At 69.8% G+C, this 10,552-nt stretch carries 12 protein-coding genes; 8 read left to right on the top strand and 4 right to left on the bottom strand.

Annotated elements, in window-relative coordinates; genetic code table 11:
* Nucleotides 1-942 (top strand): hypothetical protein (locus QQK83_RS12455; RefSeq protein WP_284264682.1); only part of this gene is annotated, 942 nt, incomplete at its 5' end.
* A 107-nt stretch (nt 943-1,049) separates the two neighbouring features.
* The gene (locus tag QQK83_RS12450; RefSeq protein ID WP_284264680.1) at nt 1,050-1,505 is read left to right on the top strand and encodes a hypothetical protein; all 456 of its coding nucleotides are present in this window, start codon (nt 1,050-1,052) and stop codon (nt 1,503-1,505) included.
* 9 nt (nt 1,506-1,514) lie between these two features.
* Here the strand turns inward: QQK83_RS12450 and QQK83_RS12445 are convergent, their stop codons facing one another.
* From QQK83_RS12445 to rpsF, 4 genes are all read right to left on the bottom strand, one after another.
* A complete protein-coding gene (locus QQK83_RS12445; protein ID WP_284264678.1) occupies nt 1,515-2,717 on the bottom strand; it encodes a PQQ-dependent sugar dehydrogenase in 1,203 nt (400 codons plus the stop codon).
* A 104-nt stretch (nt 2,718-2,821) separates the two neighbouring features.
* Nucleotides 2,822-3,442: a 50S ribosomal protein L9 gene (gene rplI, locus QQK83_RS12440; RefSeq protein ID WP_284264676.1), complete on the bottom strand. Its 621-nt coding sequence runs from the start codon at nt 3,440-3,442 to the stop codon at nt 2,822-2,824.
* Between the two features lie 12 nt (nt 3,443-3,454).
* Nucleotides 3,455-3,682, bottom strand: coding sequence for a 30S ribosomal protein S18 (gene rpsR / locus QQK83_RS12435; protein ID WP_284264674.1), 228 nt, complete (start codon nt 3,680-3,682; stop codon nt 3,455-3,457).
* Between the two features lie 14 nt (nt 3,683-3,696).
* Nucleotides 3,697-4,050: a 30S ribosomal protein S6 gene (rpsF, locus tag QQK83_RS12430; protein ID WP_284264671.1), complete on the bottom strand. Its 354-nt coding sequence runs from the start codon at nt 4,048-4,050 to the stop codon at nt 3,697-3,699.
* A 233-nt stretch (nt 4,051-4,283) separates the two neighbouring features.
* On the opposite strand from rpsF, the gene QQK83_RS12425 reads away from it, so the two are divergent.
* The 6 genes from QQK83_RS12425 to fabF all read left to right on the top strand — a co-directional run bounded on the left by QQK83_RS12425 (nt 4,284) and on the right by fabF (nt 10,552).
* The gene (locus tag QQK83_RS12425; RefSeq protein ID WP_284264669.1) at nt 4,284-5,801 is read left to right on the top strand and encodes a hypothetical protein; all 1,518 of its coding nucleotides are present in this window, start codon (nt 4,284-4,286) and stop codon (nt 5,799-5,801) included.
* Nucleotides 5,802-5,910: 109 nt separating this feature from the next.
* Nucleotides 5,911-6,855 carry an ACP S-malonyltransferase gene (gene fabD / locus QQK83_RS12420; protein WP_284264667.1) on the top strand — a complete coding sequence of 315 codons (945 nt, stop codon included), beginning with the start codon at nt 5,911-5,913 and terminating at the stop codon, nt 6,853-6,855.
* Nucleotides 6,848-7,420: a hypothetical protein gene (locus tag QQK83_RS12415; RefSeq protein ID WP_284264665.1), complete on the top strand. Its 573-nt coding sequence runs from the start codon at nt 6,848-6,850 to the stop codon at nt 7,418-7,420. Before fabD ends, QQK83_RS12415 begins: the two co-directional genes overlap by 8 nt.
* Nucleotides 7,421-7,453: 33 nt before the next feature.
* A complete protein-coding gene (gene fabG / locus QQK83_RS12410; protein ID WP_284264663.1) occupies nt 7,454-8,191 on the top strand; it encodes a 3-oxoacyl-[acyl-carrier-protein] reductase in 738 nt (245 codons plus the stop codon).
* Nucleotides 8,192-8,405: 214 nt separating this feature from the next.
* Nucleotides 8,406-8,639 carry an acyl carrier protein gene (locus QQK83_RS12405; RefSeq protein ID WP_277828576.1) on the top strand — a complete coding sequence of 78 codons (234 nt, stop codon included), beginning with the start codon at nt 8,406-8,408 and terminating at the stop codon, nt 8,637-8,639.
* Between the two features lie 656 nt (nt 8,640-9,295).
* Nucleotides 9,296-10,552 (top strand): beta-ketoacyl-ACP synthase II, encoded by a 1,257-nt coding sequence (gene fabF / locus QQK83_RS12400; RefSeq protein ID WP_284264657.1) that lies wholly within the window; start codon nt 9,296-9,298, stop codon nt 10,550-10,552.

Genomic DNA, 10,552 nt, shown 5'->3' with positions numbered 1-10,552 from the left:
CCCGCCCCGGTTCCTGCGCCCGTGCCCGTGCCGGTGCCCGCACCGGTGCCGGCCCCGATCCCCGCACCCGTGCCCGCGCCGATCCCGGCGGCGATCTGCCCCAACCCCAACATGGTCGGCCCCTCGCTGACCGTGACCGGCCCGCAGCTGGTCTCGGCGCAGGCCTATGTCGCGCAGGTCGGCGGCCAGCACGAGGTCGCCAATTGCCCCGGCATCGACGGCTGGGGCTACGCCAACGAGGCCCCGAGCTTCACGCTCTACATGTCGCAGATGACCGGCTACCAGTTCACCGCCGAGACGACATCGGATTGCGATCCGACGATGATCATCCGCGATGCCTACGGGCAGTGGCACTTCAACGATGACGGCACCAACGGCGTGCAGCCCCAGCTGCAGATCGACGGCGCGGCGCTCAACGGGCGGGTCGACATCTGGGTCGGCTCCTTCGGCGGCTCGACCTGCCAGGGCACGATCGTCTTCCGCAGCTCGGCTTCCATGGCCCCGATGCCCCAGCCCGGCGGCGGGATGCCCGGTTGCCCGAACCCCGCGATGCAGGGGGCGGTCGTCAACACCACCGGCTCGAACCTCTACAGCCCGACCGATTACGCGCTGACCGCGGGCGGCCCGACCGACATCTCGAGCTGCGGCCTGCCGGTCGCGGCCTGGGGGTCGTTCTCGGCGCAGCCGAACTACAGCTTCTTCCTCTCGGGGATGCAGGAGTATGGCCGGCTCGAGATCGAGGGCGAAGCGAGCTGCGACACGCTCCTGCTGGTGCGCACGCCCGACGGGATGTGGCATTTCGACGATGACAGCAACGGCAACCTCAACCCGCTGATCAACCTGACCAACACCCAGATGCTGAACGGCCGCGTCGATGTCTGGGTCGGCACCTTCGGCGGCACCTGCCCGGCCACCATCGAGATGGAGACCTGGCACAGCTGACCGCCGCGGTGACGGCCGCGTCACGGGCCCCCCGGATGGCAGCGCGCCGTCCGGGGGGCCTTTTCGCATTAGGCCGGTGTTAACCTGCCCGTGGCAGGGTGGCCCGCATGTGGTCCCTGTTGCGCGTTCTTGTTCTGGTCGTTGCCCTCGCGGGGCCCGCGTCGGCCTGCCCCGATCCCATCGCGGTGCCTGCGGCCCATGCCGCCTGGACCGGGCGCGACCTGTGGTCGCCCGAGGTGGTCCACCTGCGCGCAGGGGGCGAGGTTGCGCTGTGGCACTGCGGCTTCGGACGGCAGGGGGTCGTGCGCCCTGCGCCCGACCTGCAGGCGCTGCTGACCGGCATGGGCCGCTACGCCCGGCTGCACCTGCGCGCCAATGCCGAGTGCGACACGGTCCTGTTGCTGCGCGATCCGCGCGGGCGCTGGTTCTTCGACGACGACAGCGGCACCGGGCGCACCGCCTCGCTCAGCCTCGATGCCCCCGCGGATGGCTCCTACCGGGTCTGGGTCGGCACCTACCGGCCCGGCGGCTGCGCCGCACGCCTCACGCTCGAGACGTTCTGACAGGCCCCTTCAGCGCGCCAGCCGCATCAGGCGCGAGGCGTCGCCCTCGTCGGTGAGGAACAGGACCGCGCCGTCCGCGTCGACGGCCACGTCGCGCACCCGGCCCACACCCTCGGCCAGCCGTTCCTCGCCGGTCACGCGCTCGCCCGACAGGTCAAGCCGCACCACGGCCTGCGCCACCAGCCCGGCGGCGAGGATGTCGCCCCGCCACTCGGGGAACATCGCGCCCTCGTAGAACACCATCCCGCCCGGCGCGATCACCGGATCCCAGTAATAGCGCGGCGGCACGAAATCGGGCGCATGGGCGGCGCGGCCGTCGCCGACCTCGGAGCCGCCGTAGTTCACGCCGTAGCTGGCGACAGGCCAGCCGTAATTGCCGCCCGGCTCGATAAGGTTCAACTCGTCGCCCCCCGCGGGCCCGTGTTCCAGCGTCCAGAGCCGCCCGGTCACGGGATCGACCGCCGCCCCCTGCAGGTTGCGGTGCCCGTGGGAATAGAGCGTGGCCAGCGCGCCCGGCCTGTCGAGAAAGGGATTGTCCGGCGGCACAGCGCCCTCGGGCGTCACGCGGATCACCGCGCCGTAGCCGGTGGCGGGGTCCTGCGCGCGCGCGGCATGGCGCATCCGGTCGCCCGTGGTCAGCGCGACGGTGCCGTCGGGAAGCGGCACGATGCGGCTGCCGAAATGGCCGGGGATCATCGCGGGCGGGTCCTGCCGGAAGATCTCGGTCACGTCCTGCAGCGCGCCCATGTCCTGTGACAGGCGCGCGCGCACCGCCGCGGTGGCCGAGCGGCCCAGCCCCGCGGGTGCGGCAAGCGTCAGGTAAAGCGCCCGGCTGTCGGCGAAATCGGGCGCAAGCGCGATGTCCAGCAGCCCGCCCTGCCGGAAGGCCACCACCTCGGGCACGCCCGCCAGCGGGGCCGAGACCGCGCCGTCGCGCGCCACATGGCGCAGCGTCCCGCCGCGTTCGGTCACGAGGTAGCCCGCCCCGCCGGGCAGGACGGCCAGCCCCCAGGGCGTGTCGAGGCCGCTTGCCACCTGCGACAGCGCGGGCGCGGGCCGGGTGATCTGCGCGGGCGCCTCGGTCTGTTCGGGAAAGGCGGGGCCGATGCCGGGGCGGTTCGGCGCACCGTCCGGCCAGGGCTCGGCCAGGCCGGGGGCGGTGAACGAGGCAAGGCAGGCAAGGGCAAGTGCAAGGGCTAGGGCGCGGCGCATGGCGGTCTCCGGTCAGGGGCTCCGCCAAAGAAATAGGCCGCACCCCGTGGGGATGCGGCCTGCGTGTCTTCACGACCCTGTGAGTGGGCCCGTGAGGGGCCGGATCAGGACTGCGCGTCCTCGTCCGAGGCGGCGGCGCGGGGGGCGTCGCCCTCGTCGTCGTCGTTCTGCGCCCCGCCGATGTCGTCGAACAGCTCGGCGATCTCGAATTCGGCGGCGGCCTCTTCCTCGGCGGCCAGTTCCTGGATCGTCTTGCCCGACGCCTGCAGCTCGGCCTCTTCGGGCGAGCGGGCGACGTTCAGAACGATCGTCACTTCGACCTCGGGGTGCAGGACGACCTGCACGCTGTGCAGACCCAGTTCCTTGATCGGGCTAGACAGCTGCACCTGCTTGCGGTCGACGGTGACACCGGCCTCGGTCGCGGCATCGGCCGCGTCACGGGTGGTGACCGAGCCGTAAAGCGCACCGGCGTCCGACGCCGAGCGGATCACGACGAACTGCTGCCCGTCGAGCTTCTCGGCCAGCTTCTCGGCCTCGACCTTGGTCTCGAGGTTGCGCGCCTCGAGCACGGCTTTCTGCGCTTCGAAGGCCGCCATGTTGGCGTCATTGGCGCGCAGCGCCTTTTTCTGGGGCAGAAGGTAGTTGCGCGCGTAGCCGTCCTTGACCGAGACGACTTCGCCCATCTGGCCAAGCTTGGCCACGCGTTCCAGAAGGATCACATCCATCGGTTCGGCTCCTTACTTGACGGCATAGGGCAGCAGGGCCAGGAACCGCGCGCGCTTGATCGCCTGGGCGAGCTTGCGCTGGTTCTTGGCGCCGACCGCGGTGATGCGGGAGGGCACGATCTTGCCGCGCTCGGAGATGTAGCGCTGCAACAGGCGGGTGTCCTTGTAGTCGATCTTGGGGGCGTTCTCGCCCTCGAACGGATCGGACTTGCGACGGCGGAAAAACGGTTTGGCTGCCATGATTCTATCCTCTCTCAGCGGCGCTCACGGCGACCTTCGCGGTCGTCACGCTTCTGCATCTGGACCGACGGGCCTTCTTCGTGGGCGTCGACCTTGATGGTCAGCACGCGCATCACGTCGTCGTGAAGGCGCATCAGGCGCTCCATCTCCTGCACGGCGGCCGAAGGCGCGTCGGTGCGCAGGTAGGCGTAATGGCCCTTGCGGTTCTTGTTGATCTTGTAGGCCATCGTCTTGACACCCCAATATTCGGTGTCGACGACGCTGCCGCCATTGTCCTTGAGGATGGTGCCGAAGTGCTCGATCAGGCCCTCGGCCTGCGCGTTGGACAGGTCCTGACGCGCGATCATCACATGCTCGTAGAGAGGCATGGAAGCTCCAGTTCTGTTTCGGGCGTCTTTCAAAGGCCGGGGTCGAGTGTCTCTGCCAAACCGGCCACGAGGGAGCACGCCATTCAGATTGCGAACGGCAGAGACGACGTCCCCTTACCGTCCCCGCCCCCCCGGCGCAAGGGAGGGCAGGTGCGCGGTTCCACGGGGCTTCCCCATTGCTGCCTCAATTCGACCACGCCGCGGCTCTAGGCGAGGCGGGTGGGGGCGTTTCGGTGCCCCAACCGGGTTTTGCCGAGGATGTCGCCATGACGGGTTGCCGGATCGCAATCGGCCGCACGGCCCTGAACCGCCTGCGCCGCTTTTCAGCGGCCGAGGAGGGCGTGGCGACGATCGACTGGGTGCTGATCTGCTGCGGTGCGACCGCGGCCGGCGCGGTGGCGCTGAACATGGGCAAGGACACGTTCACGCAATACAGCTCCAACATGCGCAGCGAGGTGCAGGGCTCTTATTTCCAGGCCCCCTGGGCCGACCAGCTGGCGATCCCGCAACCCGAGCTCTGGGGTGAACAGGCGGCGATCATGCCCAATGCCGAGCGGCCGGACACCGAGACCCCCTGGGGCGGCAACGAGACGCTGACCGTGGTCGCCAACGGCGGGCCGCTGGACCCGCCCCCGACCGAGGGGGGCTGCGACCCGGAGACGACACCGGATTGCACGGGCGATGGCGGCACCCCGACCGAAGAGCCCACCGGCGGCGGCGATGCGGGTGGCGATACGGGTGGCGATACGGGCGGCGGCACCCCGCCCGAGCCTCCACCGCTCTTTCCCGTGCGCGCGGACATGCCCATGCTGAACGCGGGTTTCGAAGAGGCGCAACTGATGAATGGGTTGTGGACCATCGGCATCCCGCAATGGACCGCGTCCTACGTGGGAGAGGGGCTGGTGGGGGATTTCAATCCGGGGTGGTGGTCGATCGACGAGTCGACCGTGACCGGGCAGAACGTGGGGGTGATCTACCACGATGGCGGCACGAACTCCACCGCGCTCAGCCAGACGCTCGACGCGGTCTATTACGCCGGGGCCACCTATGAATTCTCGGTCGATATCGGCGACGGGAGCTACAGCTACAGCGGCGATCAACCCTATGTGCTGAACATCTACGCGGGATCGACGGTGATCGGCACGACCTCGGGGTCGACCGGCGATATCAACCGGCTCGAGACCGTGACCGTCACCGCGACGGTGAGCGACCCCGCGCTGAACGGCGCGCCGATCCGTTTCGAGATCGTCAACCCCCCCGGTCCCGGCGGCGACCTGATCGTCGACAACATCCGCGGCACCGTCACCACCCTGGAGGAGGCCATCGTGCCGACCGTCGTGAACGGCGATTTCGCCTCGAACACCGGCACCGGCTGGCACCTGAACAGCGGGACGGGGCAGATTGTCATTTACGAGCAATCCCTTGGCTTCAATGCCTGGGACAGGCCCGCGGGGGGTGTCGCGTCGCAGGTCGTCACCGTCACGCCCGGCGCGGACTACGTGCTGACCGCCGACGTGTTCGAGTTCGGCTCGGGCGTGGCGAGCCATGCGCTGCAGGCGACGGTCCTCAGCGCAACCGGTGCCACGCTGGCGCAGACGACCGTGACGGTCGAGGATGGCCAGCTGCTGCCGCTCGAGCTTCCCTTCGTCTCGACGACCGAGCAGGTGACCCTCCAGTTCACCAACCCCTGGTCGAGCTGGACCGCGGCGACGGACCTGAAGCTGGACAACGTGGCGGTGTCGCTGCCCTGAGCACGCGGGGCAGGGCGCGCGCGCATGGGGCCGGGTGCCCTGCGACGCCACGTTGCGCAAAGGCGTCGCATCGGGTAGCCCGTCGCCACCAGTGGTGACGGGGGACGCAATGACACGAGCCTTTCTTTTTCCCGGACAAGGGGCGCAGACCGTCGGCATGGGCCGCGACCTGGCCGAGGCCTACCCGGCCGCGCGCGCGGTGTATGACGAGGTGGACGAGGCGCTGGGCGAGCGGCTGTCGGCGCTGATCTGGGAAGGGGAGCAAGAGACGCTGACGCTCACGCGCAACGCGCAGCCCGCGCTCATGGCGACCTCGATGGCGGTGATGGCCGCGTTGCGGGCCGAGGGCGTCGAGGTGGGCGCGGCGGCCTATGTCGCGGGGCATTCGCTGGGCGAATATTCCGCGCTTGCGGCGGCGGGGGCGCTGGGTCTTGGCGATGCGGCGCGGCTGCTGCGGTTGAGGGGCGAGGCGATGCAGGCCGCGGTGCCCGCGGGCGAGGGCGCGATGGCGGCCCTGCTGGGCCTTGGCTTCGAGGCCGTGGCCGAGATCGCGGCGGAGGCCGCGCAGGACGGCGTCTGCGCCGCGGCCAATGACAACGACCCCGCGCAGGTGGTGATTTCCGGCGACCGCGCCGCGGTCGAGCGCGCGGTCGAGATCGCCAAGCTGCAGGGCGCGAAACGCGCCGTGATGCTGCCGGTCTCCGCGCCCTTCCATTGTTCCCTGATGCAGCCCGCCGCCGAGGCGATGGCGGCCGCCCTCTCCGAGGTCGCCTTCCACGCGCCCGCGGTGCCGCTGGTGGGCAACGTGACCGCCGAGGCCTCCTCCGACCCCGACGCGATCCGCGCGCGGTTGGTCGAGCAGGTCACCGGCCGCGTGCGCTGGCGCGAAAGCGTGGGCTACATGGCCGCGCAGGGCGTCACCGAGACCTGGGAGATCGGCGCGGGCAAGGCGCTGTCGGGCATGGTCAAGCGCATCGACCGGTCGCTCGAGGCGCGCACCGTCGGCACCCCCGCGGAGGTTCAGGCCGCATCCGGGGCGTTTGGCGATGCCTAGGCGGCTTCTGATCCTGCTGGGCGTCATCGTGGCGCTGGGCGCAGGCGGCGCGGGGCTGATCCGGCTGGCCGAAAGCGGCGCGACGGAATTCGCGGTCGAGGGCGATACGCTGCGCATCTCGGGCCCCGTCTCGGGGGCGGCGACGGAGCGGCTGGAGCGGCTGCTGGAGCAGACGCCGGGGCTGGAGCGCGTGGTGCTGGGCGACCTGCCGGGCACCGATGACCTGACCTGGCTCCTGGGCATGGGGCTGCTGATCCGGTCGCATGGGCTGGAGACGGTGGCCGAGGGCCGGGTGATCAATGACGCGGTCCTGCTGTTCGTCGCGGGCGAGCGGCGCGTGCTGGCGGGTGGTGCGCTGGTGCTGCAATCGGATGCCGTGGCGCGGAGCCAGGGCAACCCCGTCGATCGCCGCCCCGCCACCGTCGCCGAACGGGTGCGCTATGCCGAGCGGATGCTGGGCGATGCCGCTTTCGCGGCGTTCTACGAGGAGATGCGCGCGACGCGCGATCAACATGTGTTGAACGAGGCCGAGCTGGAGCGGTTCGGCCTTCTGAGCGGCGGCTGAGTGCCGGGCAACGGACTTACAAGGAGTGGCGAGATGTTCGACCTGACGGGAAAAGCGGCGCTGGTGACCGGCGCATCTGGGGGGATCGGGGCCGACATCGCCCGCGCGTTGCACGGCGCGGGGGCGACGGTGGCCCTGTCGGGCACGCGGGTCGAGCCGCTCGAGGCGCTGGCCGCGGAGCTTGGGGGCCGCGCGCATGTGCTGCCCTGCAACCTCGGCGATGCCGAGGCGGTCGAGGCGCTGCCGAAGGCGGCCGTGGCCGCGATGGGCTCGGTCGATATCCTGGTGAACAACGCGGGGATCACGCGCGACAACCTGTTCATGCGGATGTCTGACGAGGAATGGGCGCAGGTGATCGAGGTCAACCTGACCTCGACCATGCGGCTCTGCCGGGGCGTGTTGCGCGGCATGATGAAGGCGCGCTGGGGGCGGATCGTCAACATCTCCTCGGTCGTGGGGGCCACGGGCAATCCGGGGCAGGGGAATTACGCGGCCTCGAAGGCGGGCATGGTGGGGATGTCGAAAAGCCTTGCCTACGAGGTGGCGAGCCGGGGCATCACGGTGAACTGCATCGCGCCGGGCTTCATCGAGACGGCGATGACCGACAAGCTCAACGACGAGCAGAAGGGCAAGATCCTCGGCCAGATCCCGGCGGGACGGATGGGCACGCCGGGCGAGATCGCCGCCGCCGCGCTTTACCTCGCCAGCCCCGAGGCGGGCTATGTCACCGGCGCGACGCTGCATGTGAACGGCGGCATGGCGATGATCTGAGCCCGGCTGACGTTGCGGAAGGCATGGGCCGGAAAGGCAGTTGCCTTGGCCGTGGTGTATGCTATAGGCGGCGCAGATTTCGCCGGGGGCAGTGGTTTTCGGCGGGGACGGGTGCGAGGCGTCTGCCCTTGTCCGGCCCATGAGCGCCCCGAGGGCAGAACGTGAAACGAAGGCGCCGGGAGACGAGCGGGGCCGAAAGGGAACGAGGATTGAGATGAGCGACATCGCAGAGCGCGTGAAGAAGATCGTGGTCGAGCACCTGAGCGTGGAAGAGGACAAGGTGACGGAAAACGCCTCGTTCATCGACGACCTGGGCGCGGACAGCCTCGACACGGTCGAGCTGGTCATGGCCTTCGAGGAAGAGTTCGGCATCGAGATCCCCGATGACGCGGCCGAGACGATCCAGACCTTCGGCGACGCGGTCAAGTTCATCAAGGACGCGCAGTAAGCGTCTTTCGATCGGATGATCCGGGCGGCCCCTGCAGCGATGCGGGGGCCGTTTCGCGTTTGATCGGCGCGGGGTGCGGGGCCGTGGTTTCGCCGCGCTGCGCGCGTCGACCCGGGCGATTTTCGCAGGCGAAAATCGCGGGGCGCTTTTGGCGGGCGGTCTGCCGTCTTTCGGGGCGGTGTGTCTGTGGCGGGTGTCGGATGCCTCCGGCGGCCGAGACGGCCCATAGACCTTCGGCGACGTGGTCAAGGTCATCAAGGACGCGCAGTAGGCGTCTTTCGATCTGGTGGTCCGGGCGGCCCCTGCAGCGATGCGGGGGCCGTTTCGCGTTTGATCGGCGCGGGGTGCGGGGCCGTGGTTTCGCCGCGCGGCGCGCGTCGACCCGGGCGATTTTCGCAGGCGAAAATCGCGGGGCGCTCTTGGCGGGCGGTCTGCCATCTTTCGGGGCGGTGTGTCTGTGGCGGGTGTCGGATGCCTCCGGCGGCCATATTTGCGGGATGAAGATGCGGGCGGGGGCGCCTGCCTGCCGATGCGGGTGCCTTGCCGATGGGGGGCCTGCGGGCGGGGAGGGATTGCACCCGAGGCGCTCCGCGCGGTATCAGGACGACCAAGGCAAGGGTTGCAAGACCAGGTTGGCAAGACAAGGGGTTCGGGGCATGCGTCGAGTGGTTGTGACGGGGCTGGGGCTGGTGACGCCTCTGGCCTCAGGGGTCGAGGCGACGTGGTCGCGCCTGTTGGCGGGGCAGTCGGGAGCAGGGCCGATCACGCGCTTCGATGCGAGCCACCTGGCGACGAGTTATGCCTGCGAGCTGCCCCGCGGCGATGGCAGCGACGGGACCTTCAACCCCGACCAGTGGATGGAGCCCAAGGAACAGCGCAAGGTCGACGAGTTCATCCTCTACGGCATGGCCGCCGCCGTGCAGGCGGTGGAGGATGCGGGCTGGACGCCCGAGGGGACCGAGGACCGGGAGCGGACGGGCGTGCTGATCGGCTCGGGGATCGGGGGGTTGTCCTCGATTGCCGATACCTCGATCACGCTGAAGGAGAAGGGGCCGCGGCGGGTGTCGCCCTTCTTCGTGCCGGGGGCGCTGATCAACCTGATCTCGGGGCAGGTGTCGATCCGCTACGGGTTCAAGGGGCCGAACCACGCGGTTGTCACCGCCTGTTCGACCGGCGCGCATGCCATCGGGGATGCGGCGCGGCTGATCCAGTGGGGGGATGCCGAGGTGATGATCGCGGGCGGCGCGGAAAGCCCGATCTGCGAGATCGGCATCGCGGGGTTCAACGCCTGCAAGGCGCTGTCGACCAAGCGCGGGCATGAGCCGGAGAAGGCCTCGCGGCCCTGGGACAGTGATTCCGACGGCTTCGTCATGGGCGAGGGCGCGGGGGTCGTGGTGCTGGAGGAATACGAGCACGCCCGCGCGCGGGGTGCCAAGATCTACGCCGAGATCCTGGGCTATGGCCTGTCTGGCGATGCCTATCACATCACCGCGCCGCCGCCGGATCACGAGGGGGCCGAGCGCGCGATGCGCGCCGCGCTGAAGCGGGCGGGTCTGGAGCCTTCGGCCATCGACTACGTCAACGCGCATGGCACCTCGACGATGGCGGACACCATCGAGCTGGGTGCGGTGGAGCGGCTGATGGGGGATCACGCGGGCAAGGTGCTGATGTCGTCGACCAAGTCGGCGACGGGGCACCTGTTGGGGGCGGCGGGGGCGATCGAAGCGATCTTCTCGATCCTGGCGATCCGCGACCAGGTGGCGCCGCCGACGATCAACCTGGACAATCCGGCCGCCGAGACGGCGATCAACCTCTGCGCCAACGCGGCGCAGAAGGGGGAGATCAACGTGGTTCAGTCGAATTCCTTCGGCTTCGGGGGGACGAATGCCTGCCTGATCATGGGACGGGTGTAG

The organism is Roseicyclus amphidinii, from assembly GCF_030163755.1.
Classification (GTDB): domain Bacteria; phylum Pseudomonadota; class Alphaproteobacteria; order Rhodobacterales; family Rhodobacteraceae; genus Roseicyclus; species Roseicyclus amphidinii.
This window is presented reverse-complemented; position numbering and strand designations above follow the sequence as displayed.

Bases quoted from the DNA above. Each gene is read 5' to 3' on its own strand.
- QQK83_RS12450 (WP_284264680.1), top strand. From the start codon at position 1,050: ATGTGGTCCCTGTTGCGCGTTCTTGTTCTGGTCGTTGCCCTCGCGGGG.
- QQK83_RS12445 (WP_284264678.1), bottom strand. From the start codon at position 2,717: ATGCGCCGCGCCCTAGCCCTTGCACTTGCCCTTGCCTGCCTTGCCTCG.
- rplI (WP_284264676.1), bottom strand. From the start codon at position 3,442: ATGGATGTGATCCTTCTGGAACGCGTGGCCAAGCTTGGCCAGATGGGC.
- rpsR (WP_284264674.1), bottom strand. From the start codon at position 3,682: ATGGCAGCCAAACCGTTTTTCCGCCGTCGCAAGTCCGATCCGTTCGAG.
- rpsF (WP_284264671.1), bottom strand. From the start codon at position 4,050: ATGCCTCTCTACGAGCATGTGATGATCGCGCGTCAGGACCTGTCCAAC.
- fabD (WP_284264667.1), top strand. From the start codon at position 5,911: ATGACACGAGCCTTTCTTTTTCCCGGACAAGGGGCGCAGACCGTCGGC.
- QQK83_RS12415 (WP_284264665.1), top strand. From the start codon at position 6,848: ATGCCTAGGCGGCTTCTGATCCTGCTGGGCGTCATCGTGGCGCTGGGC.
- fabG (WP_284264663.1), top strand. From the start codon at position 7,454: ATGTTCGACCTGACGGGAAAAGCGGCGCTGGTGACCGGCGCATCTGGG.
- QQK83_RS12405 (WP_277828576.1), top strand. From the start codon at position 8,406: ATGAGCGACATCGCAGAGCGCGTGAAGAAGATCGTGGTCGAGCACCTG.
- fabF (WP_284264657.1), top strand. From the start codon at position 9,296: ATGCGTCGAGTGGTTGTGACGGGGCTGGGGCTGGTGACGCCTCTGGCC.